The 21,086-nt window shown below is 63.6% G+C and carries 24 protein-coding genes; 13 read left to right on the forward strand and 11 right to left on the reverse strand.

Going from position 1 to position 21,086, the window contains the following annotated elements:
• Positions 1 to 14: 14 nt before the first annotated feature.
• Entirely contained in the window at positions 15 to 344 is a 330-nt protein-coding gene (locus RHO23_RS23895) for a hypothetical protein (RefSeq protein ID WP_070916708.1), read from the forward strand.
• On the opposite strand, the gene RHO23_RS23900 is transcribed toward RHO23_RS23895, so the two are convergent.
• Complete coding sequence (locus tag RHO23_RS23900; protein WP_057967102.1) at positions 341 to 679, reverse strand: hypothetical protein; 339 nt, start codon at positions 677 to 679, stop codon at positions 341 to 343. The two genes, RHO23_RS23895 and RHO23_RS23900, sit on opposite strands and share 4 nt — an antisense overlap.
• 147 nt (positions 680 to 826) lie before the next feature.
• On the opposite strand from RHO23_RS23900, the gene RHO23_RS23905 reads away from it, so the two are divergent.
• Positions 827 to 1,726 carry an endonuclease domain-containing protein gene (locus RHO23_RS23905; RefSeq protein WP_070941888.1) on the forward strand — a complete coding sequence of 300 codons (900 nt, stop codon included), beginning with the start codon at positions 827 to 829 and terminating at the stop codon, positions 1,724 to 1,726.
• Between the two features lie 16 nt (positions 1,727 to 1,742).
• Here the strand turns inward: RHO23_RS23905 and ipdC are convergent, their stop codons facing one another.
• From ipdC to RHO23_RS23925, 4 genes are read right to left on the reverse strand one after another with little or no spacing between them, the layout of a single operon-like run.
• Positions 1,743 to 2,819, reverse strand: a complete 1,077-nt coding sequence (gene ipdC, locus RHO23_RS23910) for a (3aS,4S,5R,7aS)-5-hydroxy-7a-methyl-1-oxo-octahydro-1H-indene-4-carboxyl-CoA dehydrogenase (protein ID WP_030095751.1) — start codon at positions 2,817 to 2,819, stop codon at positions 1,743 to 1,745.
• Positions 2,816 to 3,565 carry a CoA-transferase subunit beta gene (locus RHO23_RS23915; RefSeq protein WP_070941889.1) on the reverse strand — a complete coding sequence of 250 codons (750 nt, stop codon included), beginning with the start codon at positions 3,563 to 3,565 and terminating at the stop codon, positions 2,816 to 2,818. The genes ipdC and RHO23_RS23915 overlap by 4 nt, the downstream gene beginning before the upstream one ends.
• A complete protein-coding gene (locus RHO23_RS23920; RefSeq protein WP_046252445.1) occupies positions 3,562 to 4,431 on the reverse strand; it encodes a CoA transferase subunit A in 870 nt (289 codons plus the stop codon). The genes RHO23_RS23915 and RHO23_RS23920 overlap by 4 nt, the downstream gene beginning before the upstream one ends.
• Positions 4,431 to 5,201 carry an enoyl-CoA hydratase family protein gene (locus RHO23_RS23925; protein ID WP_070941890.1) on the reverse strand — a complete coding sequence of 257 codons (771 nt, stop codon included), beginning with the start codon at positions 5,199 to 5,201 and terminating at the stop codon, positions 4,431 to 4,433. Before RHO23_RS23925 ends, RHO23_RS23920 begins: the two co-directional genes overlap by 1 nt.
• A gap of 94 nt (positions 5,202 to 5,295) precedes the next feature.
• Here RHO23_RS23925 and RHO23_RS23930 point away from each other — a divergent pair, with 94 nt between their 5' ends.
• Together RHO23_RS23930 and RHO23_RS23935 are read left to right on the forward strand one after the other, a co-directional pair.
• Positions 5,296 to 6,111 carry an SDR family oxidoreductase gene (locus RHO23_RS23930; protein ID WP_064407733.1) on the forward strand — a complete coding sequence of 272 codons (816 nt, stop codon included), beginning with the start codon at positions 5,296 to 5,298 and terminating at the stop codon, positions 6,109 to 6,111.
• 3 nt (positions 6,112 to 6,114) lie between these two features.
• The gene (locus tag RHO23_RS23935) at positions 6,115 to 7,026 is read left to right on the forward strand and encodes an SDR family oxidoreductase (protein ID WP_046252447.1); all 912 of its coding nucleotides are present in this window, start codon (positions 6,115 to 6,117) and stop codon (positions 7,024 to 7,026) included.
• Here RHO23_RS23935 and RHO23_RS23940 read toward each other — a convergent pair.
• Positions 7,023 to 7,523, reverse strand: coding sequence for a nitroreductase family deazaflavin-dependent oxidoreductase (locus RHO23_RS23940; RefSeq protein ID WP_030095745.1), 501 nt, complete (start codon positions 7,521 to 7,523; stop codon positions 7,023 to 7,025). The two genes, RHO23_RS23935 and RHO23_RS23940, sit on opposite strands and share 4 nt — an antisense overlap.
• A gap of 17 nt (positions 7,524 to 7,540) precedes the next feature.
• Between RHO23_RS23940 and RHO23_RS23945 the strand changes: the two genes are divergently transcribed.
• Both RHO23_RS23945 and RHO23_RS23950 read left to right on the forward strand, forming a co-directional pair.
• Complete coding sequence (locus RHO23_RS23945) at positions 7,541 to 7,927, forward strand: hypothetical protein (RefSeq protein WP_057967095.1); 387 nt, start codon at positions 7,541 to 7,543, stop codon at positions 7,925 to 7,927.
• A 115-nt stretch (positions 7,928 to 8,042) separates the two neighbouring features.
• Complete coding sequence (locus tag RHO23_RS23950; protein ID WP_070941891.1) at positions 8,043 to 9,296, forward strand: cytochrome P450; 1,254 nt, start codon at positions 8,043 to 8,045, stop codon at positions 9,294 to 9,296.
• 47 nt (positions 9,297 to 9,343) lie between these two features.
• Here the strand turns inward: RHO23_RS23950 and RHO23_RS23955 are convergent, their stop codons facing one another.
• Complete coding sequence (locus RHO23_RS23955) at positions 9,344 to 10,504, reverse strand: steroid 3-ketoacyl-CoA thiolase (RefSeq protein ID WP_057967093.1); 1,161 nt, start codon at positions 10,502 to 10,504, stop codon at positions 9,344 to 9,346.
• A 217-nt stretch (positions 10,505 to 10,721) separates the two neighbouring features.
• Between RHO23_RS23955 and RHO23_RS23960 the strand changes: the two genes are divergently transcribed.
• Genes RHO23_RS23960 through RHO23_RS23985 form a run of 6 tightly spaced genes read left to right on the forward strand, consistent with a single transcriptional unit; the run spans position 10,722 to position 16,764 of the window.
• Positions 10,722 to 11,981: a cytochrome P450 gene (locus RHO23_RS23960; protein ID WP_057967092.1), complete on the forward strand. Its 1,260-nt coding sequence runs from the start codon at positions 10,722 to 10,724 to the stop codon at positions 11,979 to 11,981.
• A gap of 23 nt (positions 11,982 to 12,004) precedes the next feature.
• Positions 12,005 to 13,066, forward strand: a complete 1,062-nt coding sequence (locus RHO23_RS23965; RefSeq protein ID WP_070941892.1) for an acyl-CoA dehydrogenase family protein — start codon at positions 12,005 to 12,007, stop codon at positions 13,064 to 13,066.
• Between the two features lie 9 nt (positions 13,067 to 13,075).
• Positions 13,076 to 14,239 (forward strand): acyl-CoA dehydrogenase FadE29, encoded by a 1,164-nt coding sequence (gene fadE29 / locus RHO23_RS23970; RefSeq protein WP_030095739.1) that lies wholly within the window; start codon positions 13,076 to 13,078, stop codon positions 14,237 to 14,239.
• 28 nt (positions 14,240 to 14,267) lie between these two features.
• On the forward strand, positions 14,268 to 15,218 hold the full coding sequence (locus RHO23_RS23975) for a bifunctional MaoC family dehydratase N-terminal/OB-fold nucleic acid binding domain-containing protein (RefSeq protein WP_057967089.1): 951 nt from the start codon (positions 14,268 to 14,270) through the stop codon (positions 15,216 to 15,218).
• Complete coding sequence (locus tag RHO23_RS23980; protein ID WP_057965253.1) at positions 15,188 to 15,607, forward strand: MaoC family dehydratase; 420 nt, start codon at positions 15,188 to 15,190, stop codon at positions 15,605 to 15,607. Before RHO23_RS23975 ends, RHO23_RS23980 begins: the two co-directional genes overlap by 31 nt.
• 2 nt (positions 15,608 to 15,609) lie before the next feature.
• Complete coding sequence (locus RHO23_RS23985; RefSeq protein WP_423489289.1) at positions 15,610 to 16,764, forward strand: lipid-transfer protein; 1,155 nt, start codon at positions 15,610 to 15,612, stop codon at positions 16,762 to 16,764.
• A gap of 5 nt (positions 16,765 to 16,769) precedes the next feature.
• On the opposite strand, the gene RHO23_RS23990 is transcribed toward RHO23_RS23985, so the two are convergent.
• Positions 16,770 to 17,456, reverse strand: a complete 687-nt coding sequence (locus tag RHO23_RS23990) for an Rv3717 family N-acetylmuramoyl-L-alanine amidase (RefSeq protein WP_030095735.1) — start codon at positions 17,454 to 17,456, stop codon at positions 16,770 to 16,772.
• 230 nt (positions 17,457 to 17,686) lie between these two features.
• The gene (locus RHO23_RS23995; RefSeq protein WP_123771702.1) at positions 17,687 to 18,112 is read right to left on the reverse strand and encodes a hypothetical protein; all 426 of its coding nucleotides are present in this window, start codon (positions 18,110 to 18,112) and stop codon (positions 17,687 to 17,689) included.
• Between RHO23_RS23995 and RHO23_RS24000 the strand changes: the two genes are divergently transcribed.
• Entirely contained in the window at positions 18,099 to 18,434 is a 336-nt protein-coding gene (locus RHO23_RS24000; RefSeq protein WP_064407739.1) for a hypothetical protein, read from the forward strand. The two genes, RHO23_RS23995 and RHO23_RS24000, sit on opposite strands and share 14 nt — an antisense overlap.
• Before the next feature lie 9 nt (positions 18,435 to 18,443).
• Here the strand turns inward: RHO23_RS24000 and RHO23_RS24005 are convergent, their stop codons facing one another.
• Both RHO23_RS24005 and kstD read right to left on the reverse strand, forming a co-directional pair.
• On the reverse strand, positions 18,444 to 19,301 hold the full coding sequence (locus RHO23_RS24005) for a MaoC/PaaZ C-terminal domain-containing protein (protein ID WP_057965251.1): 858 nt from the start codon (positions 19,299 to 19,301) through the stop codon (positions 18,444 to 18,446).
• Between the two features lie 9 nt (positions 19,302 to 19,310).
• Complete coding sequence (gene kstD / locus RHO23_RS24010) at positions 19,311 to 20,999, reverse strand: 3-oxosteroid 1-dehydrogenase (RefSeq protein WP_064407741.1); 1,689 nt, start codon at positions 20,997 to 20,999, stop codon at positions 19,311 to 19,313.
• Between the last annotated feature and the right edge of the window lie 87 nt (positions 21,000 to 21,086).

Here is a 21,086-nt window from a genome sequence, read left to right on the forward strand (position 1 = left end):
CGTAGCCTGAACTGATGCGTGCAGGAATCCTGATTGGCACGGCCGCAGCGGCCCTCGGCGTCATCGCAAGCAGTGCGCCGGCATCTGCCGAACCGTGTCCGCCGGAGGTTTGCAGCATTCCCGGATTGCCGGGCGGCAGTCTGCCCTTCAACCCGCAGATGTCTGACCTGCCACAAGACCCGATGTGGATGGGTCAGGCCTGGGATTGGTTGAGCAAACGGGACAACACAGGCATGTTCGATACCCCAGGGGCGGCGGACTTCATTCGGTCGCAGCCATCCGATGCGTGGGCGCCGGAGCAGGCGCCGCCACCCCTACCGGGGCCTGCTCTACCGGGCGACTAGTTTCCGGCCCAGGTGCCGAACGGGACGTCAGGGTCGGTGCCCAACGGGGTATCCGGGTCGGCGCCACCGATGTCGTTGGCATGGTCCGGGACATAGGGATCGGTTCCGTACGGGACGTCCGGGTCGGCGCCGCCCTTGTTCTGGTCTTGTAACAACACGTGGTGCGGACCCCGGTCGGTCGGTAGCTCCATCGCCCCTTGTGAGGGTGCGTGGATGGGTTGCTCGGGTGCCAATGGTTCGTCGGGGTCGGCCGCGGCGACCGGTGCCAGCACGAAGGCGGCGGCTGCGGCCAAACAACACGCAGCTGTCGAGAAGCTGAACGTTCGATGTCTCATATCTCCAGGATTCTCCCGCATTCTGTGAATCCGCTGTCCCTATCCTTGCCCATTCCTGCCGAATGGGAATCTGGCGAGGGATTTCGACCGATTTCCCTCGTGAGATTCCCACTCAGATTTGTCAGTGGTGAGTGGCATGCTCCCGCTATGGGGAAGGTTCCATGGCCGTTTCGTTCGGGTGAGGCTATTGCTTCTGGGACTGTGACTGAGCACGAGATCCGTCGGCGATACGAACAGCTCTACCCATCCGTTTACGTTCCACGCGGATCGAATGTGACGGCCATACAGCGTGCGCGGGCCGCATGGTTATGGTCGCGGCGGGGCGGGGTGGTCGCGGGCCTGTCCGCGTCGGCGCTTCTCGGCTCGAAGTGGGTAGGTGGTTCGGCCCCAGCGGAATTGATCTATCAAAACCATAAGGCGCCCAAGGGGTTGAGGGTTCACCGAGAGTCATTGCTGGCAGACGAGGTTGCCAGCGTCGACGGCCTCGCGGCCACCTCGGCGGCACGCACGGCCTTCGATCTTGGACGCTGGTTGCCGCTAGACGCTGCTGTTGAACGCTTGGACGCCCTGATCGCAGCTACTGGCGTCAGCCCTGCACAGATTCTTCAGATCGCGGATATGCATCCCGGAGCCAGGGGGCTAGTGGCGCTCGGCAGGGCGCTGGAGTTGGTCGACGGCGGAGCAGAGTCACCTCAAGAAACCCGCACGAGGCTGCTTCTCGTAAGGGCGGGATTCCCCACGCCGCGGACTCAGATCCGGGTCTACACGCGCTATGGAGAATTCGTTGCGCGGATCGACATGGGTTGGGAGGACCTCAAACTCGGAGTCGAATTCGACGGCGCCCAGCACTGGACTGATCCGCACCAGCGCTCCCGCGATGTCGACCGGTCAGCCGGACTCTCCGCAGAGGGCTGGACCATCATTCGGGTGACATCCGAGATGCTGCGGCATCGAGCCGGCACGATCGTGGCCCGGGTCGATGAGGCGTTTCGAACAGCGATGTCGAGTGGGAATCTGGCGAGGGATTTCGGTCGTTTTGCCTCGTGAGATTCCCACTCGGCGGTTAGAGAATGGCCGCGTTCGCACTCTTCAGATGGGCGACCGCTTCCGTCACGATCGCGTCGATCAGGTCTTGGCAGCTGGGCAGGTCATCGAGGATGCCCGCGACCTGACCGGAGGCGAGAACACCGGCACCGGTGTTGCCCTCCACCAGACCGGCTTTCAGCAGCATCGGGGTGTTCGCGGCCATGAGCACCTGAGACCAGGTGAGCTCCTTGCCATGACGCATCGCCAGGCCGTCCTTGACCATGGACCGCCACGTCATTCCCGACATCTTCTTGAACTTGGCCGCGTTCCGGATCGCTGCACTGAATCCACGTACCCGCGAACCGCTTTCGAGCTTCTCGACCAGCTCGGTGCGCAACACCCGGTGCGGCATGCCGTCGACCCGGGTCGACACCACGGTGCCGTCGAGGGCCGAGGCCAGATAGCGCTCCTTGACTGCATCCGGCACGGTGCTATCGGAGGTCAGCAGGAATCGGGTGCCCATGGCGACACCGGCCGCACCGTAGGACAGCGCGGCGGCGAGGCCACGCCCGTCGAAGAATCCACCGGCTGCGATGACCGGCATTCCGGTGTCCTTCACGGCATCGAGCACCGAGGGCAGCAGCAGGGTGGTTGCTACCGGACCGGTGTGTCCGCCGCCTTCACCACCCTGGACGATCACCGCGTCGGCACCCCAGGCGGCGACCTTCTTGGCGTGCTTGGCTGCGCCGATAGACGGAACCACCACCACGCCATTGTCTTTCAGCTTGGCGATCAAATCCTGCTTGGGGGCCAGCGCGAACGAGGCCACCTTCACCTTCTCGCGGATCAGCAGATCGATGCGCTCGGTGGCATCACCGGCGTCGGCACGGATGTTCACACCGAAGGGTTTGTCGGTGAGTGACTTCGTCTTCGCGACTGCCGCGACCAATTCTTCCAGCGTCATGGTCGCCGAGGCGAGGATGCCCAGACCGCCGGCGTTGGAGGTGGCGGCCACCAGGCGCGGTCCGGCCACCCACCCCATGCCGGTCTGGACGACGGGATGGTCGATGCCGACCAGCTCGGTCAGTGCTGTTTTGAGGACCGGTGCGCTCATTGCTTGACTTCCTTGTCCCGGAACGACTTCGGATCGATCACCTCGCGAATGATCCGAAGCTCTTCATCGGTGGGCAGGCGGGTCTCACCGGCGTCGGCCAGCCCGTGCACCTCGAAGCTGGTGTTGGACGCGACGTCCTCGACCGAGACCCCGGGGTGCAGTGACAGGGCCTGCATCTCGTGGTTGGGGCCGTTGAAATCGAACACACCCAGGTTGGAAATCACCCGGAACACATTGAGGTACTTGTACGCCGGGTTGGCCGGGTCGACCTTGTCGTAGCCGACGCCGGAGACGATGTCGACAGAGTTCCCGAACACACGCGCCGAGTGGTTGCCCACCCAATACGACGTGGCGTGATTGATGGTGTTGCCGGGAGCGCCGCGCACACCGAACATCTGCCGGGTCGGGTGCTGCAGCGGCCCGAACGCCGAGAGGTTCTGATTGCCGTAGCGGTCAATCTGATTGGCGCCCATGACGACATGCCGGCGGCCGGAGGCCACCACATCGAACACCTTGCGGAAGGGCATCCACCCTTCGATCGGCGAGATGCCGCCGATCGCCGGTGTCTCGGCCATCAGGACGGCCTCGCCATCGGAGAGCACCAGATCAGGGGAGAAGGTCAGGCGAGCCAGCCGGGCGCCGACGGTGGACATGGTCGACATCGCGGAGGCCATGATCTCGCCTGCGTCCCTGAACAACTCGGCGCACGCCACGGCGCATACCTCGGCGCGGGTTGCCTCGCTCATGCCTGCTGCTCCTTAAACCGCTTAACGGCTGCCTGGTAGTCCTCTTCGGAACCGGACAGGTAGGTGTCGACGAAGGTCTGCCAGGTCTCCGGATCCCCGGCGGCCTCGGCGTAGTGCCGCTGGAACTTCTCGTCGCGGCCGTAGTCGGCGGCGCCGATGGTGAAGTGCGCGCCACCGGGAGCTTCCACCACCTTGTCCACCATCATGCGGTTCAGCAGAAGCGACTGCAGAGGAACGGTTTTCACCAGTTCTTCGGTAGAGACGACCTTCTCCACCGAGAGGAAGCGGCGCTCGGCTGCCAGGCAGTAGAGGTCGTCGAAGTATGGGTCCACGCCGGTGTAGGCGGCATTGCCGGTGGCGTCACCCAGGTTCAGGTGCACGAATGCGGCGTCCAGATTCAGCGCGGGCATCGCGACCAGGGTCTCGTTATCCGCATACGGGGATGTGACGGTCTTGAGCTCGTCGCCCCAGAAATTCATGACGTCCGAGCCCAGCCCGGCCCGGATGGGCAGGAACGGCAGGCGGGCGGCGGCGGCTTCCAGGCCGCACTTGACCATGCCCTCGTCCATCTCGCGGGACTCGATCGCGCCGGTGGTGCGGGCCTTGGCGAACCACGGGTCATAGAAGGGCGGCGAATCCAGGGACACGAAGCCGTAGTAGGCCTTTTTGACCTTGCCCGCCGAACACAGCAGGCCCAAGTCCGGTCCGCCGTAGGTGACGACCGTCAAATCCTTGACATCCGAACGCAAGATCGCGCGCACGAAGGCCATCGGCTTGCGGCGCGAACCCCAGCCTCCGAGGCCGATGGTCATGCCGCTACGCAGTTCGGAGACGACCTCGTCGAGAGTGCTTGTCTTGTCTGCCATTAGTTTCCCTTCGGCTTTCCGGTCTCGACGAATGCGTCGCGATGCTCGTCGGCGACACCCGCCAGGTTGAGCTCGAATGTGAAGCCCTGCTCCATGCGGTAACTCAACTCGACGTCCTGCGGATCGATGAAGTTGATGGCTTCCTTGGCGGCGCGGATGACGCGGGTGTCCTTGGCAGCGATGTCACGCGCTACGCGCAGCGCGGCCTCGTCGAGCTCCTCCCGCGGCACCACCTCGTGGATGGATCCGTAGTGGTGCAACGTTTTTGCGTCAACCTTGGCCGCCGTGTAGAACATCCGGCGCATCACGTGCTGGGGAACCAATCGCTGCAGATGAGTGGCGGTGCCGAGTGCACCACGATCCACCTCGGGCACGCTGAACACCGCGTCGTCGGAGGCGACGATCACGTCGGCGTTACCCACCAGGCCGATTCCACCGCCGAGGCAGAAGCCGTTGACGGCGGCGATGACGGGCACCTTGCAGCGGTAGACCGCGCTGAAGGCTTCGAAACAGCCGCGGTTGGTGTCGATCAAGGCGGTGAAGCCCTGTCCTTCTGCCTGAGTGCGCTGCATTTCCTTGATATCGGCGCCCGCGTTGAACCCGCGGCCCTCTGCTCGCAGGATCACGACGTGGGTGGACGGGTCGTTGCCCGCCGCCAGGATGGCGTCGGCCAGCTCAAACCATCCGCGCGAGGGGATGGCGTTGACCTTCGGATAGTCGACGGTGACGGTCACGATGCCCGGTTCAACCGTCGCGGTGATGATGCCCATGAGACTCCTCAAGGTACCGAAACAAGCACTTGCTTGGTACGCTACCATGGCTCGAAAGCGCAGGACAAACAGCAGGAATACAGCAAGGAGTGACGTGCGAACCCCTTACGAACTCGGCCTCGCGGGTCGCGTCGTGCTGGTCACCGGAGGTGTCCGCGGCGTCGGTGCCGGGATCAGCCGGGTGTTCGACGAGCTCGGTGCGACGGTGATCACCTGTGCGCGCCGTCCCGCACCTGATGGTCTTCGCGCAAGCGGCTCATCCCAGAGCCTCCCTTACGAATTCCATTCCTGCGATGTCCGTGATGAAGAGTCGGTCGATGCGCTCATCAACACCGTTGTTTCCACACATGGGCGTCTGGACGCCGTCGTCAATAACGCCGGTGGTGCGCCCTTCGCACTGGCTGCCGACGCGAGCCATAACTTTCATCGCAAGATCATCGAACTGAATCTGCTCTCCGCCTTGCTCGTCTCGCAGCGCGCCAACGCCGTGATGCAGCGGCAGGACGAGGGCGGCACCATCGTCAACATCACCAGCGTGAGCGCAAGCCGGCCTTCGCCGGGTACCGCCGCATACGGCGCCGCCAAGGCCGGGCTCGAGAGCCTGACTCGGAGCCTCGCTGTGGAATGGGCGCCTAAGGTGCGGGTGAATGCCCTGGCCGCCGGAATGATCCGCACAGAGCTCTCGGAAATGCACTATGGGGATGAAGAGGGAATCGCGTCCGTCGGCGCGACGGTGCCGCTGGGCCGCCTTGCCAATCCGGACGAGATTGGTTGGACGGCAGCGTTTCTTGCCTCACCCCTGTCCTCCTACGTGACGGGTTCGGTTCTTACGGTTCACGGTGGAGGGGAGCGTCCCGCGTTCCTCGACGCCGCCAATGTCAACAGCAATGAGAACGGCGAAAAGGAATAGAACATGCCAGGTTTGCTCGACGGTCGGGTCGTCATCATTACCGGTGCAGGCCGGGGCATCGGACGTGCGCACGCGCTGGCGTTCGCGGCCGAAGGCGCCCGGGTGGTCGTCAATGACATCGGTGTGGGCCTGGATGGATCGGCTGGCACCAGCCCCGCTCAGGAAGTGGTCGAGGAGATCAAGGCTGCCGGTGGCGAAGCCGTCACCAATGGTGATGATGTCGCCGACTGGAACGGTGCCAAGAACCTGATCGACACCGCCGTCAATTCCTTTGGCCGCCTCGATGTTCTGGTCAACAACGCCGGATTTCTGCGCGACCGGATGCTCGCCAACATGAGCGAGGAGGAGTGGGACGCGGTCATTCGTGTGCACCTCAAGGGGCACTTCGCGCCGCTGCGTCATGCCGCCGCGTACTGGCGTGACGAGTTCAAGGCCGGCAATGCGGTGGATGCCCGCATCATCAACACCAGCTCCGCCGCCGGGCTGCAAGGCAGTGTCGGGCAAGGGAATTACGCCGCCGCCAAGGCCGGTATCGCCACCTTGACGCTGCAGGCTGCTGCCGAGATGGGCCGCTATGGCATCACTGTCAACGCCATCGCTCCGGCCGCGCGTACCCGGATGACCGAGGCAGTGTTCGCAGAGACCATGGCCAAGCCCGAGGACGGTGCATTCGACGCGATGGCTCCGGAGAACGTCTCGCCGCTGGTGGTGTGGCTGGGCAGCCCGGAGTCGCGCGCGGTCACCGGAAAGGTGTTCGAGGTCGAAGCCGGCATCATCCGCGTCGCCGAGGGATGGGCGCACGGTCCGCAGGTGGACAAGGGTGCGCGTTGGGACCCAAGTGAATTGGGTCCCGTGGTCACCGACCTGCTCGATAAGGCTCGTACGCCGGTTCCGGTCTACGGCTCACAGGGTTAGGGCTCCAGGATGACGACGGGAATCTTGCGGGTCGTGTACGACTGGTACTTAGCGAAGTCGGCGTAGAGCTCGACCAGCTTGGGCCAGTAGTACGCGCGTTCCTCGTCGGTCGCGGTGCGAGCCGTCATGGTTCTGATGTCGCCCTTTATCTGAACGGTGACTTCAGAATTCGCCTTCAGATTGAGGTACCACGCCGGATTGGCGTCGCGTCCGCCCTGCGACGCCACCAGGACGATCTTGTCGCCGTCGGGTAAGTAAAGCAGCGCGCTCAGCCGCTTCTGCCCGGTCTTGCGGCCGATGGTGGTGATCAGCAGTACCGGTATGCCCCAGGGGAAAGCCGCACCCACACGCCACTTTCCGCCCAGGCGGCCGTCAGTCCGCTGATACAGCCAGACATTGGCGGTGGTCATCCACTTGATCAGCTTTCCGGCCAACTCCGAGTTCAACTGGGCGGGTGCATTCGCGGAGGAGCCGCTCGCGGCAAGACCATCAGACATGGCCCTATGCTACGAGGGTGTCAACACCTGGAGCCTCCGACGAAGTACGTATTGCCGCCGCGAATGCCTACATCGAAGCCCTCGTCACCCATGAGGCAGACGCGGTGCCGTTCGCCCCGGAATGTGTGCGGATCGAGCAGGGTGTCAAGACCGGCTTTTCTGGAGATCACTTGCGGCGCAGCCTGAATAACGGACCGCAGTTCCGGCTGATTGCTGCCGCGTCCAATCGGCAGTTTCGTGTCGAAGGTGACAACGTCATCGCGAGTTTTGTCATCGAGACCAAGGCAAAGGTCGCCGGATGGCGCGTCGTGGCAAAAGTGGACGAGACGTTCAAGATTCCGGCTACTGATCCGCGGATCCACCACATCCGGGCGATCTTCGTGCCGAAGCTGTCACGCACCTAGAACGCGTTCTAGATCTGGGGTTTTTCCTCGACGCACCCTTGTCCCGGGGTCGATTTCTGTGCTTCACTGCCACTAGAGCCATTAGTGAAATGCATCACAGGTCGGGAGGTACAGCGTGGTACAGGCCCAACATCCCCACTTGCCGGATGGTATCGACTTCACCGATCCCGATCTTTTTGTGCACGGAATCCCAGAGGTCGAGCTCGCCGAACTGCGGCATACCGAACCGATCTGGTGGAATCACACCGAGCGTGGGGTCGGCGGATTCGATGATGACGGTTTCTGGGTGGTGTCCAAACATAAAGACGTCAAAGAGATCTCACTTCGGTGCGACGTATTCTCCAGCGAGCAGAACACCGCGATACCGCGCTATCTGTCCACCACGCCGCGTGAGCGCATCGACGCGACCCGCTTGATCATGCTGAACATGGACCCACCGCGGCACAGCAGGTTGCGGCACATCATCAGCCGGGGGTTCACGCCGCGCGCGGTGAACCGGCTCCGCGATGACCTCAATGACCGCGCGCAGGGCATCGCGAAATCGGCGGCCCGACTGCAGCACGGCGACTTTGTGGAACAAGTGGCTTGCGAGCTTCCGTTGCAGGCCATCGCCGGTTTGTTGGGCACTCCGCTCGAGGAACGCGAGCAGCTGTTCGACTGGTCCAACAGGCTGGTGGGTTCCGACGATGGCGAGGATGACAGCGCGATCGCCAGCGCCGAGCTGTTGATGTATGCCATGCAGGTCGCGGCACGCAAGACCGCGGAGCCCGGCCCGGATATCTGTACCGACCTGGTGAATGCCGATATCGATGGGCAGAAGCTTTCCGATGACGAGTTCGGTTTCTTCGTCATGCTTTTGGCGGTGGCCGGCAATGAGACGACCCGCAACTCCATCACTCATGGAATGCATGCCTTCACGCAGTTTCCGGAACAGTGGGAGTTGTACAAGAAGGAGCGTCCGGAGACGGCGGCCGATGAGATTGTCCGTTGGGCAACACCGGTGACGTCTTTCCAGCGGACTGCGCTGGAGGACACCGAGCTTGGTGGTGTGAAGATCAAGAAGGGCCAGCGGGTGGTGATGATGTACCGCTCGGCCAACTTCGATGAAGAAGTCTTCGAGAATCCGTTTACCTTCGACATCATGCGTAACCCCAACCCGCATGTGGGATTTGGTGGAAATGGCGAACACCATTGCGTCGGATCCAACCTGGCCCGCATGACCATTAACCTGATGTTCAACGCCATCGCCGATCACCTGCCGGACCTCGCGTCGGCGGGCGAGCCGGACAGGCTGCGATCCGGATGGCTGAACGGGGTCAAGCACTGGGAGGTTGACTTCTGCCCGGCCGGGTTCGGGCGGGCCAGCTGACGAAAAGGCCCCCGGACACCGAGGTGCCGGGGGCCTTCGCGCAGGTACTAGATCCGCTCGATGATGGTGCCGGTGGACAGCGCGCCACCAGCACACATGGTGATCAAAGCCGTTGACTTGTCGGTACGTTCCAGCTCGTGCAGTGCCGTGGTGATCAGGCGGCTGCCGGTGCTGCCGACGGGGTGCCCCAGCGCGATGGCGCCGCCGTTGACGTTGACCCGGTCGAAGTCCGGCTTGTGCACCGCGGCCCAAGAAAGCACCACCGAGGCGAAAGCCTCGTTGATTTCGACGACGTCGATATCGCCGATCTTCATGCCCGCGCGGTCCAGCACGCGCTGCGTCGACTGCACCGGGCCGTCCAGGTGGTAGTAGGGCTCGGCACCGACGAGCGCCTGCGACACGATGCGGGCGCGCGGCGTCAGGCCCAGTGAGCGGGCCTTGTCCTCGTCCATGAGCAATACCGCAGCCGCACCGTCGGAAATCTGCGAGGACGTACCGGCTGTGTGAATACCCTCCGGCATAACGGGTTTGAGGTTGCCCAGAGATTCCAGGGTGGTGTCGCGCAGGCCCTGGTCGCGGCTGACCGTCAGGGTCTCACCGGTGGGGTTGCCTTCCTTGTCCACCTGCGGCGCATCAAGCGCGGTGATCTCGCGATCGAATCGTCCTTCGGCCCATGCCTGCTTGGCCAGTGCCTGCGAGCGCACTCCGAGCCCGTCGACATCGGCGCGGGTGATCCCGCGGCGCTTGGCAATCCGCTCTGCTGCCTCGAACTGATTGGGCATGTCGATATCCCAGGAGGCGGGGCGGGGGATGCCGGTGCCGCCGACGTTGGCGCCCAGTGGCACGCGGCTCATCGATTCGATACCGCAGGCGATGCCGGTGTCGATGGCACCGGAGTAGATCAGGCCGGCGATGAGGTGATTGGCCTGCTGCGCGCTGCCGCACTGGCAGTCGATGGTGGTGGCACCGGCGGCTTCGGGCAGCCCCGCGTGCAGCCATGCCTGCCGAGTGATGTGGCCGCCCTGCTCACCGAACTGGGTGACACAGCCGCCGATGACCTGCTCGACTTCGTTCGGATCCAGACCCACGCGGGTGATCACCGACTTCTGGATGCTGCCGAGCAGCTCGGCCGGATGCAGGCCCGCGAGCCATCCACCACGTTTGCCGATGGCGCTGCGCGTCGCTTCGACGATGACCGGATTACCCATGGAGCTGCTCCTTTGCGCTCTGAACGTTGACTTCACGGTAGAACACGTTCCAGTCTGGAAGCAATGAGAACGTGTTCTCCCCCCATCCACCACGTTTTGTCTGCGCTGATCGTGTGCTTCAATGGGGTTAGAGAGTGTCGTATCTCACTAAGCTCTCACTAGATGCTCTAACAAGATCGTCCCTGAATGACGCCCTGAAAGGCCATAGGAGTTCAACGTGGTGCACCCCAGCCTTCCCGCCGGTTTCGACTTCACCGACCCGGAGATCTACGCAGAACGGCTCCCGATCGAGGAGCTCAAGGAGCTACGGAAGACGGCTCCGATTTGGTGGCAGGAGCAGCCCGACGGCGTCGGCGGCTTCAATGACGGCGGGTATTGGGTCGTCTCCAAGCACAAGGACGTCAAGGAGGTGTCGCTGCGCAGCGATGTCTTCTCCAGCTGGGAAAACACCGCCATCCCGCGGTTTCAGGATGACATCACCCGCGAGGCCATCGAGCTGCAGCGTTACGTGATGCTCAACATGGACGCCCCGCATCACACCCGGCTGCGCAAGATCATCTCCCGCGGTTTCACGCCCCGGGCGATCGGCCGGCTGCGCGACGAGCTGAACGAGCGCGCTCAGCAGATCGCGAAGGCCGCCGCCGCGACCGGCTCGGGTGACTTCGTGGAGCAGGTGTCCTGCGAGCTGCCGTTGCAGGCCATCGCGGGTCTGCTCGGGGTGCCCATCGAGGACCGGGGCAAGCTCTTTAACTGGTCGAACGAGATGACCTCGTACGACGACCCCGAGTTCTCCCACATCGACCCGGCGGCATCGTCGATGGAGATCCTCGCCTACTCGATGGAGATGGCGAAGCAGAAGTCCGAGAATCCCGGCGAGGACATCGTGACCACCCTTATCAACGCCGAGGTTGAGGGCGAGGGCAAGCTCTCCGATGACGAGTTCGGCTTCTTCGTGATCATGCTCGCGGTGGCCGGCAACGAGACCTCACGCAACTCGATCACCCAGGGCATGATGGCCTTCACGCAGTTTCCGGAGCAGTGGGAGTTGTACAAGAAGGAGCGTCCGGAGACGGCGGCCGATGAGATTGTCCGTTGGGCAACACCGGTGACGTCTTTCCAGCGGACTGCGCTGGAGGACACCGAGCTTGGTGGTGTGAAGATCAAGAAGGGCCAGCGGGTGGTGATGATGTACCGCTCGGCCAACTTCGATGAAGAAGTCTTCGACGATCCGTTCAGCTTCAATGTCATGCGTAACCCGAATCCGCACATGGGATTCGGTGGCAGCGGTGCGCATTTCTGCATCGGCGCGAACTTGGCGCGGCTGACCATCAACCTGATGTTCAACGCCATCGCCGACCACATGCCCAACCTGGCTCCGGCCGGCGACCCGAAGCGACTGCAGTCCGGCTGGCTCAACGGCATCAAGCACTGGCAGGTTGATTTCAACGGCGCCAGCGGTTGCCCGGTTCTGCACTAGCCATTCAAAAGGAAACGCACGCTATGGATTTCGCTTTCGCGGAGGAGCAGCAGGCTGTCTCCGACGTGGTCGAAGCGGTGCTTGCCGATCGGGAGTTCATCGGTGTGGTGCCCGAGGTTGGATATGACGACGGGTTGTGGCAGTCGCTGGCCGCCAATGGGGTCCTGAGTCTTGCGCTGCCTGAACGGCTGGGCGGCGACGGACTGGGCCTGGCCGAAGTGTCGGTGGCGTTGCGCGTGCTCGGAAAGCATGGCGCATTGACGCCGGCGCTGGCCACGCTCGGATTCGGCGTGGTTCCCCTGGTGGAGCTGGCATCTGTCGAGCAACAGGACAGATTCCTCGACGGCGTCGGTTCCGGCTCGATCCTCACCGCGGCCCTTGATGAGCCAGGGTCCGCGCTGCCTTCGTCGCCCTCGGTTTCCGCCGTGCACGACGGTTCCTCGTTGGTGTTGAACGGTCGCAAGATCGGCGTTCTACATGCGGCCGAGGCAAATTGGATACTTGTCACCACCGACAACGGCGTCGTTGTGGTGGCACCCAACACCCCGGGAGTGACGATCACCCGGACGCCGACGGCCAGTAAAGCCGCCGAATACGCGGTGACCTTCGCCGATGCCTCAGTACCCGATTCGGATGTGTTGGGCGGGTCTGTTGAGCGTGTGAACGAGCTTGCCTTGGCGGCGGTCGGTTCCTATGCGGACGGATTGGTCTCGGGCGCCCTGCGCCTGACCGCCGATCACGTGTCCAACCGGGTGCAGTTCGGCAAGCCACTGGCTACCTTCCAAGCGGTTTCGCAGCAGCTGGCAGACGTGTATGTGGTCTCGCGCACGCTGAATCTCGGTGTCACGTCTGCGGTATGGCGTCTCTCTGCCGGGCTTGACGCGACGGAGGATCTTGACGTCGTGGCGTTCTGGATGGCCGCGGAAGCGCAGCGAGTCATGCAGATCTGTCATCACCTACATGGTGGTCTGGGCGTCGACATCACCTACCCGATGAACCGCTACTACTCGACCATCAAGGACCTGAGTCGTCTGGTGGGTGGGTCCTCCGAGCGCCTCGACGTTCTCGCTGCGGCCCAGGTTTAGGAGCCAGTGATGCTGATAGATCTCACGCCGGAACAGGCGAAGTTGCAAAGCGATCTGCGACAGTACTTTTCGAATCTGGTTACTGCCGATGAGACGCGCGAGATGATGGTCGACCGCCACGGCTCGTCCTATGAGGCGGTGGTGCGGCGGATGGGGCAGGATGGCTGGCTCGGTGTGGGCTGGCCTAAGGAGTACGGCGGGCACGGATTCGGTCCGCTGGAGCAGCAGATCTTCATGAACGAGGTCATGCGGGCCGACGTGCCGATGCCGTTGGTGACGCTGCAAACCGTCGGTCCTACTCTGCAGAAGTACGGGACCGAGGTGCAGAAGAAGAAGTTTCTGCCCGGAATCCTCGCGGGTGAAATACATTTCGCCATCGGATATACCGAACCGGAAGCCGGGACAGACTTGGCGTCGTTGCGTACCACCGCGGTACGCGATGGCGATCACTACATCGTCAACGGGCAGAAGATCTTCACCACCGGTGCCCACCAGGCCCAGTACATCTGGTTGGCCTGCAGGACAGACTCGGATGCGCCCAAGCACAAGGGAATCTCGATTCTCATCGTCGATACCAAGGATCCGGGCTACTCATGGACCCCGATCATCACCAACGATGGTGCGCACCACACCAACGCCACCTACTACTCGGACGTGCGGGTTCCGGTGGACATGCTGGTAGGTGAAGAGAACTTGGGATGGAAGCTCATCACCACTCAGCTGAACCATGAGCGGGTTTCGCTCGGACCGTCCGGCCGGATCGCGGGTATGTACGACCGCGTCTACGAATGGGCGGCCAAGCCGGGACACGACGGTGTGGCGCCGCTGGCGCATGAGGATGTGCGCCGGGTTCTGGGCGAGATGAAGGCTGTGTGGCGCCTCAACGAGCTGCTCAACTGGCAGGTGGCCTCGTCGGGTGATGACATCAGCATGGCCGATGCTGCCGCAACAAAGATCCTTGCCACTGAATGGATTCAGAAGCTCGGCCGGTTGAGTGAGGGTGTCGTGGGGCGCTATGGAGACCCCGCCGACGCGAACACTGCCGAGACCCTTGAATGGCTGGACGCCCAGACCAAGCGCCACCTGGTGATCACGTTCGGTGGCGGCGTGAACGAGGTGATGCGCGAGATGGTCGCGACGGCTGGTCTGGGTACTCCCAGGGTGCCGCGGTGATGAAGGCTTGCGCGAAGAACGGACAATCATGAGCGTCGTGGATATTCAGGACGGCTTCGCCGAGATCAAGGCCGCCGGACCCAGCGCCCCCCGTCTGGCGCGCGATCCGGTGAACCAGGCCATGATCAACAACTGGGTTGAGGCGATGGGGGACCGCAACCCGATCTACGTCGACGAGGACGCCGCGAAGGCCGCCGGGCATCCCGGTGTCGTCGCGCCGCCCGCGATGGCGCAGGTGTGGACCATGGCCGGGTTGTACGGCGAGCGCTCGGGAGACGACCCGCTGGGCCGGGTGATGGAGCTGCTCGATTCGGCGGGTTACCAGTCGGTGGTCGCCACCAACTACGAGCAGATCTATCACCGCTACCTGCGGCTGGGCGAGCAGGTCACCACCACCAATGAGGTGACCGAGGTCTTCGGGCCGAAGCAGACCGCGCTCGGCGAGAGCTGGTTCATCAACATCCACGCCGAATGGCATGTGGGCGATGAGCTCGTCAATGAAATGAACTGGCGCATCATGAAGTTCCGGCCGGGCGCTAAGAAGTCGGCCGAGGTGCCGGATGATCTCGATCCTTCGAAGCTGATGCGTCCGTCCTGGTCGAGGGATAGCGCGTACTTCTGGGAGGGTGTCGCGGCCCATGAACTGCGGTTGCAGAAGCGGCCCGATGGGTCGTTGCAGCATCCGCCCGTACCCGCTGTGTGGCAGGACAAGGACGCTCCGATCGAGTATCAGGTGTCCAGTGGGCATGGCACGGTGTTCAGCTACGTGGTGCATCACGCCCCTCAGGTGCCTGGTCGCACACTGCCTTTCGTGATCGCGCTGGTGGAGCTTGACGAGGGTGTTCGGATGCTGGGCGAGCTTCGAGGGGTATCGCCCGACGATGTTCAGATCGGGTTGCCGGTTCAGGTGACATATCTGGACTTCCCCGCCGAGGGGGAGAGCCCGGCATGGACTCTGTATGCCTGGGAGGCAAAGTGACCACCGTTGGCGAGAAGCTGCCCGAGCTGAAACTTGAGGGCACTCCGACGTTCATCGTGTCGACCGCGCTGGCCACACGTGACTTCCAGGACGTGCATCATGACCGTGACCTGGCGCAGGCGAAGGGGTCCAAGGACATCTTCATCAACATCCTGTCCGACACCGGTCTGGTCGAGCGATTCGTCACCGACTGGGCCGGACCTTCGGCTCGGGTGAAATCGATTTCGTTGCGTTTGGGTGTGCCGTGGTACGCCTACGACACCACGGTGTTCTCCGGCGAGGTGACCGCCGTCGATGACGGTGTCGTGGAAGTGGATGTGGTGGGCAACAACAGCCTGGGTGCGCATGTCACCGCCAAGGTCAAGCTGACGATCGGAGCAAGCGCGTGAGCTTGTCGGGTAAGGCCGCTATTGCCGGTATCGGTGCCACCGACTTTTCGAAGAAGTCGGGCCGATCCGAGTTGAGGTTGGCGGCCGAGGCGGTGCTCGATGCGTTGACGGATGCCGGTTTGTCTCCCGACGAAGTCGACGGTTTGGTGACTTTCACCATGGACTCGAACCTGGAGACCGCGGTCGCGCGTTCGACGGGCATCGGCGAGCTGAAGTTCTTCAGCCAGATCGGTTATGGCGGTGGCGCGGCTGCGGCGACGGTGCAGCAGGCCGCATTGGCGGTCGCTGCCGGTGTCGCAGAGGTGGTCGTTGCGTACCGGGCCTTTAATGAGCGCTCGGAGTTCAGGTTCGGTCAGGTGATGACGGGACTGAGTTCGACCGCCGACTCGCGGGGCGTTGAGTACAGCTGGTCGTACCCGCACGGGCTGAGTACGCCGGCCGCCTCGGTGGCGATGATCGCTCGCCGGTACATGCACGAATACGGTGCCACGAGTGCCGATTTCGGTGCGGTGTCGGTGGCCGACCGTAAGCATGCGGCCACCAATCCGAAGGCATTCTTCTATGGCAAGCCGATCACCATTGAGGACCACCAGAATTCGCGGATGATCGCCGATCCGGTGCGACTGCTGGACTGTTGCCAGGAGAGCGATGGTGGGGTGGCGATCGTCGTGACGACACCGGAGAGGGCCAAGGATCTCAAGAACCGGCCGGTGGTCATCGAGGCGGCCGCGCAGGGGTCCGGCGACGACCAGTTCACCATGTACTCGTACTACCGGGACGAGTTGGGATTACCCGAGATGGGACTCGTCGGTCGGCAGCTCTGGGACCAGTCCGGCTTGACGCCCAACGATATTCAGACCGCGATCCTGTATGACCACTTCACGCCGTACACCTTGTTGCAGCTCGAAGAACTCGGCTTCTGCGGCACGGGCGAGGCCAAGGACTTCATCGCCAACGGCGCCATCGAGCTGGGCGGAAAGCTGCCGATCAACACACACGGTGGTCAGCTCGGCGAGGCCTACATCCACGGTATGAACGGTATCGCCGAGGGCGTGCGTCAGCTGCGAGGAACCTCGGTGAACCAGGTGCCCGATGTCGAGCACGTGCTCGTCACAGCGGGCACCGGTGTGCCGACGTCCGGCCTCATTCTGGGATAGCCGGCTCAGCTCAGAAACCTGGCGATGCCTTGCGCGATAGCCGCTGCCAGCCGCGCCTGGCCGTCCGCGCTGGACAGCATCGCGGCGTCGTCGCTGTTCTTCATGTTCCCGCACTCGATGAGGATCGCCGGGTACTGAGCCAGGTTCAGCCCGGCCAGGTCGGAACGTCCATACAGACCATCGTTTCCGCGGTAGGTCGACGGCTGGAATCCCGAGGCCTTGAGCTGGTCGCGCATGGTGCTGGCCAAGCGCAGCGAGGGACCTCCTTGCGCTTCATTGATCGGTGGGTTCGAGTAGTTGACGTGGAATCCCCGGCCATCCCGGGGGCCGCCATCGGCGTGAATGCTGACGATGGCGTTGGGCCTGAACGAGTTTCCGGTGGCAGCGCGCTCGTCGATGCACGGCCCGAGCGCGTTGTCATTGCCACGAGACAATGCGGTGCGAACACCGGCCACGGTGAGGGCCTGCCGGATGTGCAACACCACATTCCAGTTGAAGGTATGTTCTGGAAAACCTGAATCGGTTGCGGTGCCGCTGGTCTGGCAGTCCTTGGTGCGTCCCCGGCCGTCACTGACCTGCCGGGTGATTGAGCGGTCGTTGGCGCCGTTGTGCCCGGGGTCGAGGAAGACGATCTTTCCCGCGATGGGAGATTCCGCGTGGGCCAGGGCCGTGGTGGACAGCACGGCCGGCATGCTGAGTAGGACGGGCACGCTCGAGGCGTACTTGAGGACGTCGCGTCGCGAGAGGCAGCGGGACCGCTTGGCGGGACCGCACGGGGTGGTCTGCACGCCGGAAAGGTAGGCCCCGAACCTGGGATTTGAGAACCCGACATGTGGTTCGGTTGAACTGTGACCGAGACGAGACCGTATCGCAGTCACAGCTTTCTGACAGAAACCGCGGCGATGCTTGCCCAGTGACTCAATCAAAGGCCGCCACTGCGACAGGCGCATTGACCCGCCTGCGCAAGGATGTCGTCGAGACCTTCCGGCCGCCGCGTCGGTGGCTCGAGGGATTGGGTCTGAACCTCGGCCTGGCAATCGCCTATCTGATCATCTGGCAGCCGATCGCCCAACATGGGCGCAAACGCGACTGGGCGCTGCTGATCGGCCTGTACTTCGCGATGTTCATCTTCGCCGATGTGTCGGTGACCAACATGCTGGGTCTGGATGCCGATCGAGTCAGGCACGTGCTGCGGGGACATCGATCGCTTCTGTACGTCTTGCTGGTCAAGAACATCGCGCTGTTTCTTGTCGCCGGGCTGCCGACGCTCATCCTGACGGCTTTCTTGACCATCCACCGGCAGCAGGCAACCCAAACCGCGATCACCGTGCCCGATGTGGGCGTACATCGTCAGCTGGCTTGGTCTGGGCAATCTGGTCTCGGTACTGCTGCCGATGGTGACGCGCCCGTTGCGCGAGCGGTGGCGGCAACGAGGGGACGTTCCAGCCACGGCGCGATGGCTCTTTTATCTAGCTGTACCGTACGGCGTCTACTACCTCGTTGCGCCGGTTGGAGGTATCCCTCGAGCCATCTTCGGGCGCAACGTTTTCCACTCCATGCCGCTCACCGAACGATCCCTACTGGAACTCGGCTTGGGTGTCGCCGTCTGGAGCATGGGCACCGCGCTGGCCCTGGGGGTGTACCGCTACCGCGGAATACGTTGGTACTAGCGCGCCGGACTAGGTGTAGGTGAGCTCCACGTCTGCGAGCGCGGCGGCATCCTCACGTTCGGCCACGACAGCCGAGATCAGCAGCTTGCCGTCTTCCTTCCAGATGCGGGTCTTGAGGGTCTCGCCCGGGAACACCACACCCGCGAACTTCGCGGCATACGACGTCACCCGCGAGGCATCCCCGTCGAGTGCGGAGTCAACCGCCGCCTTGCACACCACGCCGTAGCTGCACAGCCCGTGCAGGATCGGGCGGGGGAATCCGGCCGCCGCCGCGAAGGCAGGGTCGGAATGCAGCGGGTTGCGGTCACCGCAGAGCCGGTACAGCAGCGCCTGCTGCGGCAGGATGTGCGTCGAGACCTCAATGTCGGGCGTGCGGTCGGGAGTGCCGCCTGCGGCGGAGGGCCCTCTCTCGCCGCCGAAGCCACCCTCGCCACGTGCGAAGATCGACCGGCGGATCGTCCAGAGCGGTCCCTGGTCATCGGAAGTCGTTGTCTCCGTGACGATGACGGCTGCCTTGCCCTTATCCCAGATCTCCACGACCTTGCCCTCGGAGCGGGCCGAACCCGCGGGCGGCAAGGGACGATGCGCAGTCACCTGCTCGGTGCCGTGCAGGATCTTGGCCAGGTCGATCTCGATACCCGGGAATGACACCTTGGGTGGCTCCACCGCGTGGAAGCCCGAGGCCACGGTCGCGAACGTCGGCAGCACCTGCGGAGTCTTGTCCTGCAGGTAGCGCAGCTCGGTCTCGCTCACCGGGTCGGCGCCCGCACCGATGGCCAGGTGATACAGCTGCACATCGGATGCGGTCCACGAGAATTCTGCGGGCTCGACAGCAGCGCCCAGAGCGATATCGACGTTGATAGGCATGAGCTGACCCTACTTCCCGGCGATATCGAGCGCCGCGAGGTAGCCCCATGTCATGGCCGGGCCAATGGTGGCGCCGGGGCCGGCGTAGGTGTGACCCATCACCGGGGTGCTGACATTGCCTGCGGCGTAAAGGCCTTCGATGATGCTGTTGTCATCGCGCAGCACCCGGCCCTGGACGTCGGTGCGCACGCCACCCTTGGTACCCAGGTCGCCGGGCACCATCTTGGCCGCGTAGAAGGGCCCCTTCTTGAGTTCACCCAGATTTGGGTTCGGCTTGTTCGTCGGGTCTCCGTAATAGCGGTCGTAGGCGCTCTTACCGCGGCCGAAGTCCTCGTCGGTACCGCTGCGGGCGAAGCCGTTGAACCGGTCGACGGTCGCCTTGAACTCCTCGACGGGCAGGTTGGCCTTCGCCGCGAGCTCTTCGATGCTGTCGGCCTTGACGATCACGCCGGATTCGATCCACTTGCTCGGAATCTTTTGTCCCGGCTGCAATCCGGCGAAGATGTACCGGTTGCGGTACTCCTGGTCGAAGACCAGCCATGCGGGCAGGTTCTCGCCGGGTCCCGCGCCCTGGCCGTACTCGCCGCCATACATGCGGTGGGTGGCCTCGACATAGGGCAGCGACTCGTTCATGAACCGCTTACCGGATGCGTTGACGATGATGGACCCGGGGGAGTTGCGCTCGGACAGCGCGAACCACGGCCTGCCGACCAGCGGAACCGTTGGGCCCCACCACGAGTCCTCCATGAACTCCAGCGCGGCGCCGAGCTTTTCTGCTGCCAGGATGCCGTCGCCGGTGTTGGCCTTGGCACCGACCGTCCACTCGGTGGTGATGGGGGCGCGCTGGTACTTCACGCGCATCTGCTCGTTGTGCTCGAACCCACCGGAGGCCAGGATGACGCCCTTGCGTGCCCTGATGACCGTCGGCTCGGAAGCCTCCGAAGAACCGCTCTCACGCACGTAGACGCCTTTGACCGTGCCGTTCTCGAGGTAGAGATCGGTCAAAGCGGTGTTGAGCTTGACCGGAACACCGGCGTCACGCAGGCCGATGCGCAACGCGGCCGAAAGGGCCCGTCCCATGCCGACGAGTTTCTTGCCGGTGCCCTGCGCCCAGAAGGTGCGCACGCCCACGCGCAGGCTGCGCAGCACACCACGGGGATGGCGCTTGAGCTGGTTCAGCCGCACGTAATCCTGCTGGCGTACGACGACATTCAACGGGACCTTGCCGTAGGGAGGCTCCAGGTTGGGCAGCTCGTCGCCAAGCTTCTTGGCATCGAAAGGCTTGGGTTCCACCGAGCGGCCAGTCGAACGCCCGCCGGGGGCCTCGGGGTAGTAGTCGGAGTAGTTGGGCACCCAGTCGAGCTTGAGCGGAGAGTTGGCCAACACGAAGGAGAGCATCTCCGGGCCGCGATCGAGGTAGGTGTCGATCTTCTCGCGGGGGACGACATCGCCGATGATGGTGTAGAGGTACTCGCGGGCCGCCTCGGGGGTGTCGCTCTGGCGGGCCTTCTTGAGCACCTGGTTGTTGGGGATCCAGACGCCGCCACCGGAACGGGCGGTCGATCCGCCGAAGTGGGGGGCCTTCTCGATCAGTACGGTGCTCAGCCCGTTGTGTGCCGCGGTGAGCGCCGCAACCATGCCGGCGCCACCACTCCCGACGACGACGACGTCGTACTCCTGCTCAGTCATGTAGAACACGTTATAGAATTGAGGCGGCCCGGCGCTACCGGCGCTGGCCTGTGGTTTCACCGTCTCGACACTTTGATGTTGCGGTGAAAACAGAAA

The sequence above is a fragment of the Mycobacteroides sp. PCS013 genome (assembly GCF_049532645.1).
GTDB classification, from domain to species: Bacteria; Actinomycetota; Actinomycetes; order Mycobacteriales; family Mycobacteriaceae; genus Mycobacterium; species Mycobacterium gwanakae.